Source organism: Saprospiraceae bacterium, assembly GCA_016716185.1.
In the GTDB taxonomy this organism is placed as follows: domain Bacteria; phylum Bacteroidota; class Bacteroidia; order Chitinophagales; family Saprospiraceae; genus Vicinibacter.
In genome coordinates this window covers 2,093,162-2,116,147 of record JADJWV010000002.1, presented here as the reverse complement: position 1 = coordinate 2,116,147, position 22,986 = coordinate 2,093,162, and the positions used below count along the sequence as shown (strand labels likewise).

Annotated in this window: 14 protein-coding genes and 1 tRNA gene; 6 read left to right on the top strand and 9 right to left on the bottom strand. The window is 41.1% G+C overall.

Features of this window, described 5'->3' with window-relative positions:
• Positions 1–36: 36 nt before the first annotated feature.
• Positions 37–2,952, top strand: a complete 2,916-nt coding sequence (locus tag IPM34_10135; GenBank protein MBK8955899.1) for a gliding motility-associated C-terminal domain-containing protein — start codon at positions 37–39, stop codon at positions 2,950–2,952.
• A 20-nt stretch (positions 2,953–2,972) separates the two neighbouring features.
• Here IPM34_10135 and IPM34_10130 read toward each other — a convergent pair whose 3' ends face one another.
• The 5 genes from IPM34_10130 to IPM34_10110 form a co-directional block, all read right to left on the bottom strand.
• Positions 2,973–7,988, bottom strand: a complete 5,016-nt coding sequence (locus tag IPM34_10130) for a gliding motility-associated C-terminal domain-containing protein (protein MBK8955898.1) — start codon at positions 7,986–7,988, stop codon at positions 2,973–2,975.
• A 110-nt stretch (positions 7,989–8,098) separates the two neighbouring features.
• Entirely contained in the window at positions 8,099–9,403 is a 1,305-nt protein-coding gene (locus IPM34_10125; protein MBK8955897.1) for a TolC family protein, read from the bottom strand.
• A complete protein-coding gene (locus IPM34_10120; GenBank protein ID MBK8955896.1) occupies positions 9,390–12,464 on the bottom strand; it encodes an efflux RND transporter permease subunit in 3,075 nt (1,024 codons plus the stop codon). The genes IPM34_10125 and IPM34_10120 overlap by 14 nt, the downstream gene beginning before the upstream one ends.
• Positions 12,457–13,527 carry an efflux RND transporter periplasmic adaptor subunit gene (locus IPM34_10115; protein ID MBK8955895.1) on the bottom strand — a complete coding sequence of 357 codons (1,071 nt, stop codon included), beginning with the start codon at positions 13,525–13,527 and terminating at the stop codon, positions 12,457–12,459. Before IPM34_10115 ends, IPM34_10120 begins: the two co-directional genes overlap by 8 nt.
• Positions 13,528–13,592: 65 nt before the next feature.
• The gene (locus IPM34_10110) at positions 13,593–14,621 is read right to left on the bottom strand and encodes a S41 family peptidase (GenBank protein MBK8955894.1); all 1,029 of its coding nucleotides are present in this window, start codon (positions 14,619–14,621) and stop codon (positions 13,593–13,595) included.
• 168 nt (positions 14,622–14,789) lie between these two features.
• Here IPM34_10110 and IPM34_10105 point away from each other — a divergent pair, with 168 nt between their 5' ends.
• The 4 genes from IPM34_10105 (at position 14,790) to lysS (ending at position 19,320) form a co-directional block, all read left to right on the top strand.
• Entirely contained in the window at positions 14,790–15,050 is a 261-nt protein-coding gene (locus IPM34_10105) for a hypothetical protein (protein MBK8955893.1), read from the top strand.
• A complete protein-coding gene (locus IPM34_10100; protein ID MBK8955892.1) occupies positions 15,044–15,352 on the top strand; it encodes a hypothetical protein in 309 nt (102 codons plus the stop codon). The genes IPM34_10105 and IPM34_10100 overlap by 7 nt, the downstream gene beginning before the upstream one ends.
• A gap of 247 nt (positions 15,353–15,599) precedes the next feature.
• Positions 15,600–17,669 carry a T9SS type A sorting domain-containing protein gene (locus IPM34_10095; protein ID MBK8955891.1) on the top strand — a complete coding sequence of 690 codons (2,070 nt, stop codon included), beginning with the start codon at positions 15,600–15,602 and terminating at the stop codon, positions 17,667–17,669.
• A gap of 121 nt (positions 17,670–17,790) precedes the next feature.
• A complete protein-coding gene (gene lysS, locus IPM34_10090; protein MBK8955890.1) occupies positions 17,791–19,320 on the top strand; it encodes a lysine--tRNA ligase in 1,530 nt (509 codons plus the stop codon).
• A 29-nt stretch (positions 19,321–19,349) separates the two neighbouring features.
• Here the strand turns inward: lysS and IPM34_10085 are convergent.
• The 4 genes from IPM34_10085 to IPM34_10070 all read right to left on the bottom strand — a co-directional run bounded on the left by IPM34_10085 (position 19,350) and on the right by IPM34_10070 (position 22,011).
• Positions 19,350–19,423 (bottom strand) — tRNA-Ala (locus IPM34_10085).
• A gap of 247 nt (positions 19,424–19,670) precedes the next feature.
• The gene (locus IPM34_10080) at positions 19,671–20,324 is read right to left on the bottom strand and encodes a phosphatidylserine decarboxylase family protein (GenBank protein ID MBK8955889.1); all 654 of its coding nucleotides are present in this window, start codon (positions 20,322–20,324) and stop codon (positions 19,671–19,673) included.
• Positions 20,325–20,333: 9 nt separating this feature from the next.
• Positions 20,334–21,146, bottom strand: coding sequence for a phosphatidate cytidylyltransferase (locus tag IPM34_10075; GenBank protein ID MBK8955888.1), 813 nt, complete (start codon positions 21,144–21,146; stop codon positions 20,334–20,336).
• Positions 21,139–22,011 (bottom strand): CPBP family intramembrane metalloprotease, encoded by an 873-nt coding sequence (locus tag IPM34_10070; GenBank protein ID MBK8955887.1) that lies wholly within the window; start codon positions 22,009–22,011, stop codon positions 21,139–21,141. Before IPM34_10070 ends, IPM34_10075 begins: the two co-directional genes overlap by 8 nt.
• Positions 22,012–22,027: 16 nt before the next feature.
• Here IPM34_10070 and IPM34_10065 point away from each other — a divergent pair, with 16 nt between their 5' ends.
• Positions 22,028–22,774 (top strand): pyridoxine 5'-phosphate synthase, encoded by a 747-nt coding sequence (locus tag IPM34_10065; protein ID MBK8955886.1) that lies wholly within the window; start codon positions 22,028–22,030, stop codon positions 22,772–22,774.
• The last annotated feature ends 212 nt before the right edge of the window (positions 22,775–22,986 follow it).

Genomic DNA, 22,986 nt, shown 5'->3' with positions numbered 1-22,986 from the left:
AAGGATCAATTGAATCGGCGTTTTATAATTGTTGGAATGCTCTCGATGCTCACCGTCCTGCTCTCTGCACAGCCGGTGACCGAGGATTGCAACAATGGAATAGATGACGATGGAAATGGTTTCATCGATCTGAATGATACCGCCTGTATTTGCAAAGGGATCAAAGATACCTTGTTTGTCCCTTCATCCCTGATACCCAATCCATCGTTTGAAGAATACTATTGTTGCCCGACGGGTTTGATGCAATTGAATTGCTCGAAATACTGGATCCAGGCATCTCCGGCCACTTCTGATTATTTTCATACATGTGGCTTCAGACAGGACCCCATGCGTGGCAGTCCGCCGTTGCCTTTACCTGCGGGGAATGGCTATGTTGGGTTTTTGGATTTATACACCCATCCTGTGCGCAATGCCATTTACAAGGAATATGTAGGCGCTTGTCTCAATAGTCCGATGCTGGCAGGGCGAGAATACACTTTGAGTTTCTGGATTGGATTTGGGCAAAGGGGAAACGCTTATGGCCCAAGAGCAATTACAACGTTGGGAATTTTCGGCACTGGACAATGTACCAACTTACCTTTTGGTGATGCAAATTCCTGGTTATGCCCCTCCAATTACCCCAATTGGTTTGAGATAACACGCGTTACGGCTTCAGGAACCAATAAGTGGGTGAAGGTGAATCTCAAAATCACACCAACTACCAATATTGAAGCCATTGCCATTGGTCCGCAATGCACCCGCGCCGATGGATATTATTATTATTTCCTGGATGAATTGCTATTGGAGGAAACCGTAAAATTCGATTCCTTGCTGCTTGCGATTACGGGAAATCCTTGTCGGGATTCCATCGTTCTCAATTCACCGGCATCCACCGTCACGCGGATAAAATATCAATGGTATAAAGATGGAGTGGCCATCCCGTCTGCAAATTTGTCGAATTATTTGATACCTCGGGGGCAGGAAGGCAGGTATGTACTTAAAGCCATTGATGGTAACGATTGTGAACTGAGTAACTCCTATGAATACAATCTCGATACCACTTATGCATCTTTGAAGACGAGTATTTGCAAAGGTGATTCCCTGGTCATCGATGGCCAGGTTTTTAATACACAAGGGGATTATGCAGTGCTCCTAAAAAATACAAAAGGTTGCGACAGCATCCTGGATTTGAATCTGACGGTTCATACACCACGCGATAGTTCATTCTCAGCTGCAATTTGCGAAGGAAATTCACTCCAATTTAATGGAGTGCGTTACGATAAAACAGGGAGTTATAACTGGTTCGATAAAGACACAAACGGCTGCGACAGTTCGACTATTTTAAATTTGACTGTGCTTCCAAACAAATTCACACAATGGGATACATTTATTTGTGAAGGCCAATCTCTGAAAGCAGGAAATCAAATTTATACCTCTCCGGGGTTCTATACGCAAACTTTTTTATCTGCTGATGGTTGCGATTCAACACTTGTTGTCGACTTAAAAGTTGGAGCAAATACTAACGCTGTTGTCGATACTTCAATCTGTAAGGGAAAGACTCTCAGTTTGAATGGCAACAATTATACTACATCGGGTACATATCTGATGCAATTGAATAATGCGGCAGGATGCGACAGCCTCATTACTCTAAATTTATCTGTCAACCCTGTTTACAATATTTCTTTAGATTCCAGCAGATGTGAAGGAGATACCCTTTATTTTGGTCAAATGAAATTTTTCAGATCAGGGATCTACCCCATTCCATTTGTAAGCCACTTAGGTTGTGATAGTTTGATCACCCTCAATTACTTTTCAAAACCAAAATCAGCCAGCCGTTTGGATACGACTTTGTGTTTTGATCAGAGCATTCATATTGCCGGGGTGCATTATCGGGATTCCGGGACTTACCAACAATTCTATTTGTCGGCAAATGGTTGTGATAGCATCCTGACTTTGCATATCGAAAAGACGCTGAGACCAACCTTGTTATCTCAGATTGAGGATGTCAGGTGCCATGGCCAACAATCCGGCAGTATTCAAATCTCGGTACAAGGGACAACAGCACCTTATCAGTATAATTGGGAAAATGGTTCTTCTCTAAATATCCGACAAAACTTATCCAGGGGTCTTTATTATGTTTCGATTACAGATCGGCATCAGTGTACAATTAGGGATTCGTTTTTAATTGCTGAACCGGATCCATTGTTGTTTGACATTTTGGTCAAACATGCAAATTGCAATTCGCCGGAATCAGGGACTGTATTTGTTGATTTTGCTGAAGGGGGAGTAGAACCTTATCTTTTTAAAATCGATGGAGTTGCTCATGACTTCACGGATGGGAAAGAAGGCGTTTCGCCAGGGTCCCATATTATTGAATTTACGGATGCAAACGGATGCAATCAGTTTAAATCTTTCACAATACTGGATCCGGTTATCGGTGCAGTTGATGTTAATCCCGACAGTCTTCGAATTGTAATTGGGGATTCTGTTTATCTGATCGCAGAAGTAAACGCGCTTGATTCAATTGTAGAAATTGAATGGTCAGGCCCGGGTATTATTCGTTGTCAAAATTGTCTTGCCACTTCTGTAATTCCTGGTCCGAAAGGGGGTGTCTTTCATGTTAAAATTACCGATTCATTTGGGTGTATATACACAGCATCCATTTTTATTGCCGCTGAGCAGAAATACTTTGCCCCAAACGTCTTTAGTCCTAACGGAGACAACATTAATGATTTTTTTAACATCATAACAGACCGTTCTGTGGACGTCATTGATGTGTTGAAAATTTTTGACCGTTGGGGTAATTTGCAATTTGAGGGCAAGAAATTTTCTCCACACCGCACACAGGATGGGTGGAATGGAGAATTTAAAGGTATAAAATCATTGCCTGGTGTTTATGTTTATGTGTTTCAGTTTCACGATAAGGCTGGAATATTTCATCAGTTGAGCGGCGATGTTACACTGATCAGATGACCTAAGCATAAAACAGGAGTTTAACGCATCAAAGTTATATCACCGAAGATTTTTCTGAATTGATTTCCCTGATTTTCAATCTCAATTGAAAAAATGTAAACTCCAGGATTCATTTTATCTCCGTTTAGCGCAGAGCCATCCCAGCCTTTGTGGTTGGCCAGTGTAGTTTTAGGTTCTGAATAGATCAGGTTCCCCCATCTGTCGTAGATAACAAACGAACGAATGTTTATCAGTTTGTTTTCACCCATGAGCTTAAATACGTCGTTGATGTTGTCTCCGTTTGGCGAAAATACATTCGGGACAAAGACCTGATCATCCAAAAATACTTTCATAAGGATACGAATTACAATCTCACATCCGTTTTCGTCAAGCAAGGTCACCGAATATTCAGTATCTGCATTTACGGTGATGACCGGATTTAAACAATCTGTACAGCTTAGACCTTGTGTAGGAAACCATTGAATGAAAACGGGTGTAAAATTTGGTTGAAGTTGAATGCTCTGACCGGATCCCTGGAAGATTTTTACTTCGGAAGGATATATAACCTGAAGACTGTTGAAATACAGGTCGACGTTTACTAAGGAGTCGCATGAACCGGCTACCGGAATGATCGATTGCCCACTGGGATTCTTTTTGTTGTATATGTTGCCATTTATGATGAGTTGTTCATCTTCACACAAGGTGTCTTTAATTTCAGAAACAGCTTGTGGCAAAATTTTCAGATTGATTTGAACCAAGCTGTCACATCCGGTTACCGCAGCTCCTTTGTAAAGTTCTATACCTGAAGTTCTATTCTTATCGTAGATTTTTCCATTCAAAACGATTTGTTGATTTTCGCACAATGGAGTATCCAAAACGCCCGTAGCCAGGGGAATCAATTGGACAGAAATAGACACAATGCTGTCACAACCACCTGAAGCCTGACCTTTGAGTGTATCCAATCCAAAGGTTTTGTATTTTGAATAATAGTTTCCATGAATATCAATGCTGTCGTTTTCGCAAAGGGCTGGTGAATATTGTGATTGAACTGCTTTTAGAAAATACAATTGAATATGGACAATGCTGTCGCATCCAGTAAATCCTGCTCCTTTAAAAATCTCAGTACCTGTAGGATTGAAAGAATCGTATCTGTTATTTTGAATGACTCTGAATTCATTTTCACACAAGGTGTCAGTATAGTTATGAACAGGGAGTGGAGAAAAATTTATTTGAATATGGCGGATGCTGTCGCAGAAATTACTGGCTCCATTCTGGATGGTGTCGTGAAGTCCTGTAAAGTTCTTGTTAAACACGATAGATCCAATCACCAGCGAATCATTCTCACAGAGCGTTACATTATAGTTAAAAACCCCGCCTTTCAAAGCAGTGATTTCTATAACCACGATGCTGTCGCATAAATCGGGATTGATGTTTGTTAAAGTGTCGATACCAGATAAATTTTGTGCATCGTAAAATTTATTGCGGATCTGAATGCGTTCTCCTTCACATAAACTCGTCCTGAAAGTATCCATTTGAATGGATTCGAAAAGTAGAGATACCTGTACAAAACTATCACAGCCATGTGCGCTCTGGTTCTTAAGCACGGCTGTCCCGCTCGGGTTGGCTCTGTCGAAGGTGGTATTTCCAAGCATCAAACTCTTGGATTCGCAGAGCGTAGCCTGATAATTTCCCTGTGCTACCGGTAGAAAACTCAGGTCGACCTGGACGATACTGTCGCAACCGGTAAAAGACCCATTTTTAAAAATAACTTTCCCGTTACTATTCTGAAGGTTGAATGTTGTGGTTCCGATATCAATGCTGAAATCCGGACAAACATCTGTTAGTTTAAAATCGGAATTGACCTCATTGAGTATTTCCAATTGAAAGCTATCTGAATCGGGGCATAACATCTGGCCAATTCCAACGATATTAATGATTGTAGAGCTGAATAGTGTATCGCCTTCTTTGTGGGGAATTAATATTCCGTTTTGTCTGATAAAATAAGAAGAATTCCCAATGGTGTTTTTACCTGAAATAGCGGGTAAAACATAATAACCACAAGTTGAGACATCTTGAGGTTTGTCAATTTCTATATTTGGTAAAATCTGAATTTTTATCAACGCGGTATCAGTTGGACAGGTTATTCCGTCTCCGACCTGGTAGATCACATCAAAGGTTCCTGGTCCGGAAATACGGGCATCCCAGATCAATTGTTGTAAAGCGCCCGTATTTATGGGATCAATAAATATACCACCCGCGTCACCGTTTAGAGTTGCGTTCAACAGCGAAAGCTGTTCATTTTCACACATGATAATGAAAGGATTTTGACCCGCAAACAATTGTTTGACAACTTGCACGGTAAATACAGCGGTATCTCCCTGGCAATAAGAATTTCCGTTGAGGATATACTGAAAACGAAAGGTTTGTCCATTGTGTCCGGTGGAAGTAAAAAGACTGTCCTGCAAACTTCCCGACATATCTATATCGATAAAAATTCCTCCGCCATCGTGATTAGAAAGCAGATTATTCAAATTTAGAACAGTTCCTTCACATACCGAGATGTTGTTGTCAGGTCCTGCTTCGGGTTGTTTAAGGATGTCGACGTAAAAACTATCGAGATCGGAACAAATTCCAAGGGTATCGGAAACATAAATCCATTGGCTGCTCCTGATGGTATCACTTTCCTGCAACGGCTTACCCATGCTGTTGAAGTAACTTGCATTTGGACTCAAATTGGTTCCTGACAGAGCCGGCAACAGGTAGTGGTCACAATAAACCTGGTCGGGATAAGGATCAAAAAAAGGAGATGGGTTGACGTTGATAATTACTTTAACGGGAAGTGAGTTACAGGGTGAATCGAGGATGACTGCGTAAAGCGTGTCGCCTGAGGTAGTGATCTGGTTCTGTACCAACTGGGTCATGTTGCTGTCTGTTGCAAACAATACCATATTCGGCAAATGGGGAAAAGGTTTGACCCCATTTTCCAAAGTGTTTAAAGGAATGATGACCTGTCCATCTATCCCTCCGCAAAATTCATAAGTTCGTTCTATACCCACAGGGCGTTTTACCGTTTCAATGATGACGGGAATGGCTTTTGAAATGCAACTGTCCTTCTTTAAAAAGGCATAAAAAGTATCTATTTGGTTTACAGTGACCGGCGAAATGACCGTATCTAGTTTAAGGCTGTCTCTATACCAACTCACCCGAATGCTGGTATCGCCTTGTTGCAGATACCGGGTTGCAGGAATCAAGTGATAAACAGCACTGCCGTTCCCATCATCGCAAATTTTATCTGTGATCAGAAGAACGGTATTTAAGTCAGATACTTTTAAAATAATTTCAACCGGTTCTGATTTGCAATTGCCTTCAGTGACTACGGCATAGATCGTATCTCCCGGAGTAGAGTAGGGGGGATTAATTTTTTTAAGCAACAGATCGTCTTCATAAAAATTTACCGAAGTCCCCGATGGATTGTTGGTGATTTTTGTGATGAGGTCTAATAATAAAAAAACAGCTTTTCCATCAGCTCCCGGACAGGCGCTGGATGTGACGCTTGTGGCTATTGGTTTAGGAAGTACAGTCAAGAAAATGGCAACAGGAGCGGATTCGCATTTGCCATTGTGTATACAGGCGTATATGGTAGTTGTTCCGGTTTGGTAAGGTGAACTGATTTCTTTTGTTTTGTTGATATCTTCAAAAAATTTGACCGTTGCTCCATTGTTGCCATTTTTGATGGTAGTTTCCAAAAGACTCAGGTCGAAATTCGCAAATCCGCTTCCATCGTCACATTGTTTATCTGATGTTGCTTTTGCAACCGGCAACGGATTTACTTTTAATTGGATGGCAACAACATTAGACTTGCAATTTCCATCGATGATTCTTGCATAAATTGTTGCATTTCCTGAAGTAAAAGGAGAAAAAATACGTTGTGTGCCTGCCTTATCCCGATAATACTCAACCAATCCGTTGCTGCTTCCAAGAACATCCGGATCGGCATCTTCAAGTGTAAAGGCGGCCAGGCCATTAATGATCTCACATGCTTCGAGGGTGCTTGTGTTAGCGACAGGACATTTTACATGTACCAAAATGCGTTCCGTGTAAATTGGCATGCAACAATCGGGGTCCGGGGCTGGGTTTGGAATTCCTACAATTTCGTAATCGCGCTCGCACCAACTTTGTGGGATGGTGTAATTAAATGGCGTAACAATACTCGTTGCTGCAGTATATGCGGGAGGCGATAATGAAGGTACGGCACAACCATTATTGGATATACTTCCTTCAGCCCAAAAATCTCCATTTCCTGTAAGCAATCCAGGGATGTCGTAACTGGCATTTGTAGAGCATCCGCATCCGGTTATGGTCATCACCTGAGTCCTGGAACCGGGGCTTGCATCGAAATTAGAAAATGCGCCAATGGTTCGTGTACAGTTGCTCGCAGAAACATAAATTTTACAGCTGAGTCCGCAAATGGCACTAAAATCATATGATGTAAATGCATTTGCACTTGTAAAAACAATCCAGATAGAATTGGGGGGGATGTTGAAATTAGCTCCTACTGAAATTGCTGTGCAGCCACCCACCAGGCCGGCTGGCCCTGCCCCAATTCCACATCCACCGGGTCCAATATCAGCGTTGCCTGCTCCACCTGTATTGTTTTGGGGAGCATAATCAAAATAAAAATCAGAGGTATTTAAGCCGCTGCCACTCCACATGATCAGAAATTCATTGGCCGCTTCTGTTCCGCAGGCATCGATCATGAATCCCAATAATGAAGGACAAATTCTGCATTTTGGATTATTGGTGGTAATGTTGGCACTTCCAATCAGAGTGCCCTGGCCTATATAAGGATTAAACCCCGGATTGACGTCTGCATAGTAATCAATCTTTCCATTGTGTGGAAGGTCGCCACCTTGGATGTTGATCGTTATCTGATCACCACCACACCTCGTACATTCCGGTATACAATTCGGGTTGGTTGTAGTGTTTGTTATTTCAGGACATTGTGCAGAAACCCGTGCAAAACAAAAGATTATAATAACGACACTAGAAATTTTCATTTACTACAGGTATCCGGTTGTATCCACAAAGATAATCAAGGCAATCTTTTCTAATCTGCCTTAATGAAGGCATAATATGAGAGTCATTCTAGAGAGTTGCAAGGGAGAGATCAGTTGATCAGAATACCGCTAAGCCTCCTGTATTCCAATTCGGCAAGTTTTGCCTGGTATTTGTATTCGAGAAGTTGATTGAGACTGCTTTCGAATTGTGATCTGGCTTCTTTCCATTCGAGGAACAAAGCTTCTCCAAGCTGATAGTTGGAACTGACCAGATCGAGATAGGCCTGGATGAGCTGGAGGTTTTTTTCTTCGAGTGCAGCGATTTCTTTTGAATGCAAATATCTGTTGTAGGCATCCCGGAGTTGCGTTTCGTTTTCCAATTTCAAAGACTCGATAGCCAAGTTTGATTTGAGTATGTTTATTTTGGAGATGGCAATATCCTTTTTTAATCGGTGGCCGTTAAAAAGATTCCAACTGGCATTGAGATTTACATTCCAGCCATGGTTTCTGTTAAATAATAAAAATCCAGCCTGATTTTCTGTTTTGTTGTAGCTGTATGAGGAATTCAGAAATAATTGAGGATAGTATCCGGTCTTGAGTTCCTTTAATTCGAACTCTGCAATTTTCTTGTCGGATTCCAATATTTTTAAATTTAAATTTTTTTGAATCCACTGGGTGGGATCAAAATCCTGAAGTGGATTTAACAAAAGGCCTTCGTCTTCCATTACAAAAAAACCTGTTTCAGGATTACGGGATAACAATAAATTCAATTGCCTTTTGGCGTTTTTAATTTCATTTTCGCGAATGAGCAAATTGGCTTTCTGGCGATTCCATTCAATTTCCGATTGCAGTAAATCTGATTTTCCGGTTTGCTCAATTTCAAATTTTTTGCGGGTCCATTCCAATTGCTCTTCTGCCAATTTTAGCAATTGGCTGTATGATCTGAGTGCAAGCTGCTGCTTGGCGATAAGAGCGTATTGATTTGTAATTTGAAAAACAAATTCCTCAATACGGACCTTAAGCATTTGCTCGCTTTGAGTTTTAAGCAATTTGAGTTTGTCGTAAGTAATGAACATCCGCATTCCATCAAACAGGGTCCAGCTCAAAGCAATTTCCGATTGATATTGTGTGGCCAATGCACCTGTTTTGTCGACGAGATTGCCTGTTACAAATTCCTGCCTGGTGTTCGATCCCGACTTGGATGCTTGAGCATTCACATCAAGCGAAGGTAACATTCCTGCATGGCCGCGGCTGTGGTTGAAATCCGCAATTTTGATGTCTTCAGCGGCTATTTTGATGCTGTAGTTTTGAGCTAATCCGATTTCAATGGCATCGCGAAGACGGAGCGAGTCCTGTGCCATCAAACTAACGAATGTTAGTACCTTGGAAAATATGATCAGATTATATTTCTTCATCTGCTGTTTTCGGCTTCGATAGATAGATGTATATGGCTGGAATGATGTATAACGTGAGGATTAACGAGAAAAGAACTCCGCCAACCACGACGATCCCCATTCCTTTCCTGCTGATGGCTCCGGCACCTAAAGCCATAGCAATAGGCAAGGCTCCTAATGCGGTAGCCAAACTGGTCATCAGGATCGGTCGAAGTCTCAAAGCAGAAGCTTCGAGAATAGCTTTCTTTAATACCGTTCCTTTCCGTTGCAGTTGATTCGCAAATTCAACAATCAATATTCCGTTCTTTGTAACCAATCCGATCAGCATGATAATACCAATCTGGCTAAAAATATTTAAGGATTGTTTGAATATCCAAAGGGAAAGTAAAGCGCCTGTTATAGCAAGAGGTACAGTCATCATGATGACAACAGGATCCCGGAAACTTTCAAACTGTGCAGCAAGTACGAGATAGATCAATACCAATGCAAGCATAAATGCAAACCAGACATTCGAAGAACTTTCTTCAAAATCTCTCGATGCTCCTGTTAGTGCAGTAGAGAAACTGTCGTCCAGCAATTCAGCACCGATGGATTTCATTTCTTCTATGCCATTTTTGATGGTATATCCGGTTTGCAATCCGGCGGATACTGTGGCCGACATGTATCTGTTGTAATGATATAACTGCGGAGGACTGCTGTTTTCTGAAAACCGGATCAGGTTATCCATGGCTATCGGAGTGCCTTCCGCATTACTGACGTAAAGTTTACGTATATCTTCCGGTGCGTCTCTGAATTTGCGTTCCACTTGTCCGATCACCTGATATTGTTTTCCATTGATATTAAAGTAGCCAAATCGTTGTCCGCTGTATGCCATTTGAATGGTCCGTGCTATATCTTCGGTACTTACTTTGAGTTGTGCTGCTTTTTCTTTATCGATCTCGACGAGCAATTCAGGTCTGTTAAATTTTAAATCTACATCAATGGTTTGCAGGATTTCACTTTTGTTGGCCGCTTCAATAAATTTGGGAAGGACTTCTTTCAGTTTTTCAAAATTGGGAGCTTGAATCACAAATTGAACGGGCAAACCACCTCTGGGCCCACCACCACCCGTTGATATGGTTTGCTCCTGAGCCACAAAAGTTCTTGCCTGACTTAATGGCGAGGTGAGTTTAACCAATTGTTTGGCTATATCGTCCTGACTTCGATTTCTGTCTTCAGGTTGGGTCAGCCTTAGACGTATGAATCCCGTATTTACAGCCCCCGAGCCGGTAAATCCGGGCGCAGTTACAGAAAGTAAGACTTGCTTTTCCGGCACGGAATCGTGAATGAGTTGCGCCAGTTGTTTCATGAAAAAATCGGTATACTCATATGAAACGCCTTCCGGAGCAGACACATTTAAACGCAACCAGCTGCGGTCTTCCAAAGGGGCAAGTTCGGAAGGCAATTTTTTTCCAAGCCAAAATACGGTGAAGCCGCAAACCAAAATGATTACAAATGCTATCCATCTGATACCGAGAAAAGCGGATAGACTTTTTTGATAAAACTTTTCAAGACTTTTGAAAAATGGCTCCGTCCATTCATAAAACCGGTTGTGTTTTGAATGAGCACGAATCATCCTCGCATTCAACATAGGGGTAAGCGTAAGTGACACAAATGCCGAAATCAAAACCGCTCCGGCCAGCACAATTCCAAATTCACGAAACAGCCGCCCTACAAATCCTTCCATAAAAATTACGGGAAGAAATACAACTGCTAATGTGAGCGATGTCGCAATGACTGCAAAAATGATCTCCGATGAACCCTGAAATGCAGCTTGCATTGGAGATAATCCTTTTTCAGCTTTTTTGAAAATGTTTTCAGTAACGACAATTCCATCATCCACAACAAGTCCGGTTGCCAAAACGATGGCCAGCAACGTAAGTACATTGATGGAATAATCCATAAGGTACATGATAAAAAATGCTCCGATTAGCGAAACTGGAATATCGATAAGAGGTCTGAAAGCCACAAGCCAATCTCTGAAGAACAGGAAAATGATCAAAATGACTAATGCAACTGCAATAAATATCGTTTCCCCAACTTCTGTGACAGATTGTTTGATAAACCGGGTGTTATCGAGCGCAATGTCAAGGCTGATGTCCTTCGGAAGTTCTTTTTCAATTTGTTCTTTTCTTTTATAAAACTCATCTGCAATATCGATGTAATTCGATCCGGGTTGCGGGACAATCGCCAGACCGATCATTGGGACCAGGGTTTCTCTTAAAATGGATTCTTCGTTTTCTGGCCCCAATCTCGCTTCTCCAACGTCTTTAAGTTTTACTGAGCGGTCGTTTACGGTTTTGATGATCAATTCATTAAACTCAGTTTCTGTACTCAGTTTGCCAATGGTACGAATGGTAAGTTCGGTTTGATTGCCTGCAAGTTTCCCTGAAGGTAGTTCGACGTTTTCCCTTTGGAGTGCAGCTTGTATGTCTTGTGGGGTAATTTGGTAGGCAGACATTTTTACAGGGTCCATCCAAAGTCGCATACTGTAACGCTTTTGTCCCCAAATTTGAATTGTACTCACTCCGGGAATAGTGATGAATCTCTGTGCAAGTACGTTTTCTGCATAATCTGTAATTTCCAGATGATTTCGGGTATCACTCCTTACGGTCATAGAAATAATCGATTCCGAGCTTGCATCTGACTTGCTGACAATGGGTAACCCATCCATGTCATTTGGTAAATTCCGCACCGCCTGAGATACTTTATCTCTGACATCATTGGCCGCGGCATCCATATCATATCCCAGGTCAAACTCAACTCGAATATTGCTATTGCCTTGCGCACTTGAGGAAGAAATGGTTCGAATTCCCGATATTCCATTAATGGCTTTTTCAAGAGGTTCGGTGATCTGCGATTCAATGATGTCAGAATTGGCGCCCGGATAACTTGTACGCACATTGATCACGGGGGGATCGATGGAAGGATATTCCCGTACCCCTAAAAAGGTAAATCCGATCGCACCGAAAATGACAATGAGTAGGTTGACCACAATGGCCAATACGGGTCTTCTGATAAAAGTATGGGAGAAATTACTCATGAGGTGTATTCTCAATAATTTGAACAACGGAACCTTCCCGTAACCTCATGATTCCACTGATGATCAGACTATCCCCATCGGCCAGACCGGATTTAATCAACACCTTTTCTTCATCCCGTTCTCCGGTTTCAACTTGAATTTCTTTGGCTTTGCCTTGTTTTACAATAAAAACTTTATACCCTTTTAATATGGGAATCAATGCTTCGTTGGGAATAAATATGGCCTGTGTATTTTTTGATCCGGATAAATGTACTTGTGCGAATGCTCCGGGTTTTAATTTTTGACCCGGATTCCTCAATTTTGCTCTGACTTTTAAACTTCGGGCTTCGAGGTCGATTGAAGGTTCATAAGCATACACTTTGGCTTGCATAGAATCTGAGATACCATCAATTGAAAAAGCAACTTCCTGACCCATGGTGATCATGAAGGATTGATACTCAGGTACGTTGAATTCAATCCCAATAGGGTCCCTTTTTACGAGACTAATCACCGGATCGCCCTCTCTTACGTATGCTCCTTCGCTTACATTGCGTAATCCCAAAATACCGGCAAAAGGTGCTCTGAGTTCGGTCTTGGCGATTCGGCTTAACAATATTTTCTTTTCCGCCCGAATCATCTGAAGATCGTTAAGAGCCGTCTCATATTCATCTTTGGAAATGCCCTGAATTTCCAGAGATTTCTTTTTTCGTTTTTCTTTTTCGATGGCCAGATTCTCCTGGGTCTGCAATTTTTCGAGTTGCGCTTTTAGTTCAGAATCATTCAATTTAATAAGCAATTGTCCTTTTTCAACAGATTCGCCTTCCGGCAAATTTAAATAAGTGATTTTACCCGATGACTCAACACTCAACAGGGTTTGATCCAAAGCAATGAGGTTGCCTGTTGCCTCCATCATGGACCGATGCTTGGATGACCTGATTTCCATGACTTTAACAGGAATTGGCGGAACGGAACCGGGTTTTGCTCCGGTTTGTTGTTTTTGATTATTATTTTCATCAGAACATGAAAAAATAAGAATAAGCATGGAGGCCAGCCCTATTGTATGTATACCAGTTGTTTTCAACATAAGCGATTAGAAAGAAAGAACAAGTCCCGGCAAATATGGTTTTAGAGAACTATAAATTATAAATATTAATGAAATTTCTGAAGCCATCCCAGAGCAGCTTTTATTTTTTTATCGGCTAATAAATGATCAAAATTTTCGCCCCGGTAAACAATCTGATCCGGGGTAAGTTGATCAAGGTAAACCGTTTGAACGCGATCTAAAACTGAACAATTGGCAAAATTTACAGTAAATTCTTTTGAAAATTTAAACGGAGTCAGGGAACTGCTGTAGCCTTTTGCTGTGGGTTCGCCAATGAACAGGGTATTAGGCCTCCGTTTAAATGCGATGGCAGTAAATGTGCCGGAACTTGCTGTCAACGGACCCGTTAATACGACAACGGGCTTAGTTGAAATGGCATCCAATTTTCTGTTCTGTACATACGTAAGTTGGGTGCTGTCTGCAAAAACATTCGGACCGTGAATGTACCAATTACGGACAACCCTTCCATCGGCATCTGATTCTTTTGCAATCAAACCTTCGCCCAACAATGCGCTTACACCTGCCAACATGGGATAAACATTCCCACCGGTGTTTAATCTCAGATCAACTATATATCCTCTAACCCGTTCAGGAGTATAAAGGACTATTGAATCGTAGAGCATCTGTGCCATTTGGTTCAGACTTTTAGAATCATCCACCTGAATTCCCGGGATCCTGATGTACACAAAACCTTGTAAAAATTTTGTTCTGAAAATTTTATTCTGGCTTTCTTCTGCTATTGTTTTAAAGTTTTTTAAATAGGCCCATTCATTTTTTTCCAATCCTTCGTAATGCCCATAGCTTTTGCCTTGAAATTGAATCGAACTATGAACATCGCCAAGCGCCTTCAATATCTGAACCAACGTTTGAATGCTGTCTTCTGTCGTATAGCTTTTGCTTTTATGAACCTTGTAAATGCTATCGACTTGTTGCCAATCGACTTGATTTTTATAAACAGAGTTATTTTTAATAAACGTATAAACGCTATCCATCGGAATCCCCGATTGAGCATTGAGACCGTTGATCAGCAACAGGTTTAACAATGTAATAGCGACCAGGAATTTTCTCAATTGCATCTATTCAATTTTAGTGTATAAAGCCACAAAAGTAGCCTGATTTTGTTCGAACCAGCTTGTTCTCAACCTGCCCATGAAGAAATTTTAACTAAAAATATTTGATTCCTGTGGTCTCAGGCCTTATTTTTACGATGTACCAACTGGTTTTGAATTAATTATCCGATCATCATGAACTTCAAGAAAGTGTATGATCTTGAGATTTCGTCTGCATCCTTCCAATTTATTGGCAGGTTACTAAGTCCTGCAAGTTGCCAATTAAAGGATAATAATTCCCCCGATAGTCGTTACCTGGACAGTCCTTTTGGTTGTGGTCCGGTTCAAATAATGGTTGGAGTTAATAGTATTTCATTTTATTTTAATCAAAATCCCAAATCCGGAAAGCGTTTTGCATTTTTAAGGCATCACTATTTTAATTTAATGTTATGCTAAGATTTCTTGTTTTTGTTGGGTTGAGTTTCATATCTATATCCCAAATTTGGAGCCAATGCGTTCCATCGGTTGCAGACCAATGTCAGGAGGCAGCCACCTTTTGCAGTCTTTCTGCTATGAACGGTTACAGTTGCAGCAATGAATCCGGGCTTTCCACAGGTTGTTCGGGGACCCTTTGCGATGGGAGTTCATCAGATAATACGGTCTATTGGTCATTTGTAAGTGAAGGAGGTATCGTCTATTTTACTTTACACGTCGGATCTTGTACCGGCACCAACGGATTGCAATATGAAATTTCTTGATTTTAAATGATGGAAAGATCCATCGCGTACAAAAAATAGTTGTGTATTGAATGCATGGATTCATCATTTAATAATTTTTAAAGCTAAACTTATGAAAACATACATTACCCTACTTATTTTGATTTTTTGTTTCCAAACAAAAGTGCTTTCGCAATGCTCGCCACCGATGTCAGAAACATGTGAAGATGCAAACGTATTTTGTTCGTTGGACCAATTAAATGGCTATGCTTGTAATAATCCTAGTACGATGCCTACTCATTGCGCACCTATGTGTTCTCAGGGTGGGGTAGGGCACAATACGAGTTGGTGGGGTTTTGTGACTCAGGGTGGAAACGTAACGATAACGTTGACCATTGGTGGATGTACTGTCAGTCAAGGTTTGCAGTACGGCATCTGGGGTGATTGCAATTGTGGGGAGGAGATTGCATGCAAGTCTATGCCTTGTGTTCCTCCGGGTAGTGTTGAAGTTATAAATGTCAATCTTACACCCTGTAAAACTTACTATCTTTGGGTGGATGGGTGTTCCGGAGATATTTGTGATTTTACATTGAGTACAAATGGTGGTGGACCGACCACATTAAACCCTCTCGGATTTATCAATGATGAACCAAGTGGTGTGATCGATTCAATTTGTGTTGGGGCTTGTAATTATAAGTTTTTTATTGACAGTTCAGCTGCTTGTCAACCTTCATACCAATGGACCCTCGATGGTGATGAGGTTGGTTTGAATAAAAATGAACTCTATCTTGATTTTCCCGATGAAGGCGATTTTACAATCTGTGTTACCGCCTATATTGGAAATCCAAAAAGTGGCGACATCTGTGGTCAGGAAGGCCCTCGCTGTGCATTAATTAAAGTGAGAAACATTCCCGACAAATTAGGGGTCCCAAGAGTCATATGCTACGAACAGGCTCATCCCGGAGGACACAAATGGCATTCTCAACGGGTGTTTTCCAGTGGGGTATACAGACAGCAATTTACCGATAACAATTGCTGTAAATTTGACTCAATTGCGAATTATATTGTGTTGGACCAACCAGAACCTGCTGAAGTATATTTTATAAGCTGTGATAACCAACCCTACATCGACATGTTTAACCGGGCCTGGGTGGGCTGCAAACAAGCTTTCCAGATCCCATTGCCCAAATCGACAACTCCCTATGAATGCGATAGCTCCATCCTGCTCACTTCTGTTCAGATTGACTACAGTGCCGATATGCAACAAAAGTTGGTCAACGATACCTTGGAGTATAGTCCCAACATCCGGATCAACCATCCTTGTAATATTGGAGAAAGCTACATGTTTCAGTACCATTGGAGAGATCTTCAGGATACAAGCGGAACGGTTTTATCGACAGATGAAAGGTTCAGGCCCGCTCAACCGGGAGATTATGTTGTAGATGTTATAGTCACCTGTTTATTAGGTTCCGATACCGCCATCTGTGTGCGAAGTTTTGAAGAGGGATTTGAGGAGTTAAAAATATTCAAAGGCCCGTTTATTTCAACCACAAAAGCGGTATGTCCCGGAGATACGTTTTGGATTATTGGATCTGCTATATTTCAGGATAAAAATCTGAAATATGTCTGGACCGTTGAAGGCGGGGACATCCTTTCGAATGCGGACTCTTCCTCCATACAAGTGGTATGGAATTTTCAACCTGGCGAACAAACGTTCGTAAGTTTAAAACTCAGAAAAGATTCTACGGAAAGTCAGTCCGCAGTATGTGAAATTGTAAGTATCCATCCGGATCCATTGCCTGAAAAATTAAAAGTGTTTGGAAAAATTGGAAAACTGAGCGCCAACAGTGCATTAAATGGAAACTGGTCTGTGATTGCTGCACCGTTTTCTGCAGTGATCGATGATGCTTCAATTCCACTGACCTATGTGGCCGTAGAAGGATTCGGAACCTATTGCTTTGAATGGCTGGCAAGTTTGCCAAATTGCGAAGAGCGCGATACGGTATGTATCGAATTTAAAGATATTGTAACTTATGATGATAAGGAGGAAAGAAAACACGAGCGGGGAGATAGTCTGTTTGGCAAGTTAATTCATCGGGAGCGCTTAGACAGAGCTTTGCATGTGAGTTCAATTGGTGATGATCATATTGTAATTTCTTCTAAGAATACACTTGTTGCAAAGCCCGAAGTCGAATGGTTTGATCTTGCAGGAAAATTGATCGCCTATTCAAACAATAATGAAGTCTTTGATGGAAACAGATTAAAGTTAGTAAAGCCTGATATCTCGGGAGTATATGTTATAAAAGTAACAATCGAATCTGAAATTTCCTATTTTAAAATAGTTCTATCAGAAAAGTAATATTATTAGATTTTAAACGGCGATTTTTAAGCTGTATAAAAGTCATTTAATTAAAAATTGCTTATTTTCTGATAATCATGAAGAATTATTTTAATATATCTTTGCGGCCATAATTCGCAATATGTTAAATCTATCTGAACAGGAAATTGTAAGACGAAACGCATTAAAAGAAATACAGAATCTGGGATTAAATCCCTATCCGCCTGAAGCTTTTCCTGTCAATTCGAATTCGCACGACATTAAGACGAAGTTTGACCAGGATCCCGATGCTTTTAAAAATGTTTGTCTTGCCGGTAGGTTGATGATGGTAAGAGATATGGGGAAAGCATGTTTTGCCGAGTTGCAGGACGATCATGGAAAAATCCAGGTTTATATTAAAAGGGACGAGATCTGTCCTGAAGATGATAAATCCTTGTTTGACCTGGTATTTAAAAAATACACAGATATAGGAGATATCCTAGGAGTCAAAGGTTATGTTTTCAGAACCAAAGTAGGAGAAATTTCCATTCATGTTTCTGAGTTGAAACTGTTATCAAAATCATTGCACCCGCTACCCATTGTAAAGACCGATGCAGACGGAAATGTTCACGATGCGTTCTCGGATCCTGAACAAAGGTATCGCCACCGTTATGTGGATCTGATCGTCAACCCGCAGGTCAAAGAAACTTTTATAAAAAGGAGTAAACTGATCCAATACATGCGCGATTATTTTAATGCGCAAGGTTGGCTGGAAGTCGAAACCCCTGTTTTGCAAAGTGTTCATGGGGGTGCAGCAGCAAGGCCATTTAAAACGCATCACAATGCCCTCGATCTACCCTTGTTTTTGAGAATTGCAAATGAACTTTATCTAAAAAGATTGATCGTTGGTGGATTTGATGGAGTTTACGAGATCGGCAAGATGTTTAGAAATGAGGGAATGGACAGAACCCACAATCCGGAATTTACATCCATGGAAATCTATGTGGCCTACAAGGACTATATATGGATGATGGAAATGGTGGAGGACATGTTGGAAAAAGTTGTTATAATGGTCAATGGTTCTCATGAAGTTGAAATCGCGGGTAAAAAAATTTCATTCAAAAAGCCTTTTGTGAGAATCACCATGTTTGATGCCATTGAAAAATACAGTGGATTTCAGGTAGAAGGGAAGTCTGAATCGGAACTGAGAGCTTTTTGCAAAACAAAAAATATAGATACGGATCCGACTATGGGCTCAGGGAAATTAATTGACGAGATTTTTAGTACGCTTGTTGAGCCTGAGTTGGTGCAGCCTACTTATATTGTTGATTACCCTATCGAAATGACTCCTTTGGCTAAGAAACACCGCAACAAAGAAGGCCTGGTGGAACGTTTCGAATTGTACGTGAACTGCAAAGAAATTGCAAATGCTTATACTGAATTAAATGATCCTATTGATCAACGTCAAAGATTTGAAGAGCAACTCCAATTGGCGGCCAGAGGTGACGAAGAAGCCATGGCCATGGACGAGGATTTTCTGCTGGCTCTTGAATACGGGATGCCCCCAACATCCGGACTTGGAATCGGAATAGATCGATTGACGATGTTGCTTACCGGACAGGAAGCCATACAGGAAGTATTATTATTTCCTCAAATGAAACCAGTTAAAAAACAAAATGCCCCAACAGAATAAATTCCATTGAGGCAGTTTTTTTTGAATTGTGGAGGTGAGGGGAGTCGAACCCCTGACCCCTTGCATGCCATGCAAATACTCTAGCCAGCTGAGCTACACCCCCAATTCGGTGTGAGTGTGGGTGTGAGTGTGGGTGTGGGTGTGAGTGTGGGTGTGAGCGGAAACAATTCGAAAAGCCTAAAAGCCTAAAAGCCTAAAAGCCTAAAAGCCTAAAAGCCTAAAAGCCTAAAAGCCTAAAAGCCTAAAAGCCTAAAAGCCTAAAAGCCTAAAAGCCTAAAAGCCTAAAAGCCTAAAACGCCTTCTTTCAGGCTCGCAAAGAAACAGATATTCTTTAAAATTCAGGTATGAAATTAGGGAATAAATGCAATGACATCTTTGTTTCCTTCTACCTTTTGTCCCATTTCAACCCTTATTTCTGCATTCAACGGTAAAAATAAATCGACTCGGGATCCAAATTTAATAAAGCCAAAGTCTTCACCTTGTTTACAGGCATTACCAGCTTGGGCATAACTGCAAATTCGCCGGGCCAGTGCGCCTGCAATTTGCCTGAGCAATACCAGAGTGCCATCGGTTCTTTCGATGACAACCGTATTTCTTTCGTTATCCGTAGAAGACTTAGGATGCCAGGCTACCAAATATAGGCCTGGATGGTACTTGGTGTAAACCACCTTGCCACTGAAAGGATACCTGTTGACATGGACATTGAGTGGATTCATGAAAATACTGACCATTTTACGAGGTGTCTGAAAAAATTCAGATTCCTCAATTTCTTCAATGACCACGATTTTACCATCGGCAGGGGCATAAACCAGGCGATCATCGTATTCAGGGATTTCTCTTTTAGGATTCCTGAAAAAATTGAGGATCAGCCAAAAGAAAACCCCAAATACAATAGCCCACGGCCAAAACCAAATACTTCCCAATTTATAGAAAATCAGGATGAGGACCAGATAAACCACCAAGCCCCCAGCCACCCAAGTTTTGCCTTCTTTATGTATATTCATTCTTTAGAATTAAAAGGAAACCACAAAAATACCTACAACCACGACATAGAAAAAACTATCAAACCTGTCCAGGAATCCACCATGGCCCGGTAATATGGCACCGCTGTCTTTAATTCCTGCCAGCCTTTTTAGTCTCGATTCATATAAATCTCCGGTAGTTCCTGCCATGGAAACAACCAAACCAAGCCAAAGTACTTGCCACAAAGGCAAAGATTCTGTAAGAAGAAAGCGGTTCACCAAAATGCCCGCAAATATGGTTGCAAGGACACCCCCTAATGTCCCTTCCCAGGTTTTTTTGGGTGAGATTTGAGCAGCCAAAGGAGTTTTTCCAAAAAATCGGCCTGTAAAATATGCGAACACGTCATTGCTCCAGTTCATAATAATCAATCCCAGGAGGATCCATCTGTTTGATAAAAAATTGTCGTGTAAAAAATTTACTGCGATGAGGGTAGGAAATAACAAATAAAAGATCCAGCAATACCAATCTACGCTGCTGGATACTAGAGACTTGGCATAAACAGCGCCTGTTGCCAGAATAATCAGCAACAACAAATTGATGTAAATCAAATTCTGGAAGTGTTGGGGATGTGCTTCAATTTTATCAAAATGCAGCAACACAAGGATCCAAACAATAACGAATGTAATGCCAAGGAAAAGGAACCTGATGAGATTTGAATGCTTGGGCAAGAAGTGTTTATACCATTCATAAACGGACCCGATTAAAATGACCAGGAGTAAAATGAATGCGCTATTTGCTGAATAACAAAGCGATCCGATCATGACCGTTCCTAAAAGAAATCCGGTTATGCTGCGTTTAAGCATGATGAATGCGATTTCGTGTTCTAAAATATTTCAGACCCAGCCAAATTGCAGCAATTGTAAAAGCAATGGTTGCAAAAACATTGGGCATTTCAGAAGTCTGAAGCAATTCTTGTAAGGATTTGTCTTGCAGAGTAAAAATAGTGACCAACTGGATCGCGTTGTTCAAAAAATGCAATAAAACCGAGTACCACAGCTGTCCGGTTTGAAGGTAAATGAATCCAAGTATCCATCCCAGTAAAAATCTTGGTAAAAATCCCTGAAACTGAAAATGTACTGCAGAAAAAACAAGCGAGGCTAAAAACAATCCAACCCAGGCTTTGCCGGTAATCCTGATCAGGCAATTTTGTATTACGGCTCGGAATGCCCACTCTTCGGCGATGGCCGGTATGATGGCAATCGCGATTAAACCCAGGATAAAATCTGAGGGAGTTTTTGATTGAAACATTTTCTCCATAAGGGCCAACATCTCTGTTTCTGCAGTATTTGCCCATTCGGGGAGAGGAAATAACTGGTTGAGATACGCCGACCAACCCACTAAAGGAAGCAATAGGAAAAATAACAGAGCGCATTTAAAAAAGACCATCGTATCAAAAGCCTTTGAGTTGATAGGGATAGGTCCCCGCATAAAAACCTGATAAAAAACAAAACTGGGCAATATCAGGCTGCAAACTTGAGAAATGAGCTGCTGAATGAGTAGCTGACGCCCACTCAGACTTTCGATGATGGATTTACTGTCTGAGTGGTTAATAAATTCAACGCCATGTTGAACCATGAAACTTGCTAAAAGGATCAATTGGCTTAAAACCAGCCCTGCAAGAATAAACCCGATATAACTGATGAGCTGAACTGAAGTATTTTTGGTCATAAAATGAAGGGGTCTTATGAAAACCAGATTGAGTGTAAATATCAATAAAATTGCATTATTGCGTAATTCCAGAGGGGGTAATTTGCCTGATTTGGTGCAGATGGCAAAGGATTGTGAAAAATTCGGGGCAGAGGGAATCACCGTGCATCCCCGGCCCGACGAGCGACACATCCGTTATTCAGACATTCCGCCACTGAGAAAAGTAGTGCAAACCGAATTCAATATCGAAGGATATCCCTCGGAGAGTTTTATTGATCTGGTCCTTTCCAACCGGCCCGATCAGGTGACGCTGGTTCCCGATCCACCGGATGTTCTTACTTCCAATACCGGTTGGGACCCTGTTCAAAATGAAGTATTTTTGAGGGATTGCATTGTGGTCTTTAAAAATGCCGGGATAAGAGTTTCATTGTTTTTAAATCCGGTTGAGGAATTTGTTCCGGCGGTGGCTTCTATTGGAGCTGACCGCATTGAGTTATATACAGGAAATTATTCTCAAGAATTCTTTTCAAATCCGGAACAGGCCATCAAAGATCATGTAGCAACCGCCCTTGCAGCTGAAGCTCACAACATTGGACTGAATGCCGGACATGACCTGAATTTATTTAATTTAGGATATTATAAATCGAAGATTCCCAATCTTTTAGAAGTTTCCATTGGCCATGCTCTGATCGCCGATGCCTTGTATTTTGGTCTTGAAAATGTTATCGGCATGTATAAACAGAAGCTGGTTGATGATTATAATAACTCATATGAAAGAAGATAATTTGCAGTTTAAAGTCAAATGTAACATACGGGGTACGGCACACTATATACTGAGAACTGAAAACTTTCTCTTGCCTTCCACCTTCCGCCTTCCGCCTATAGAGTCTGGCATAATACTTGGTTAATTCATCAGGGCTCACAAGAAATTAATAAAAAATTAACCAAAATTACTTGGATTTTGGTTAGAATGCTATCTTTGGGGGTTAACAAAAC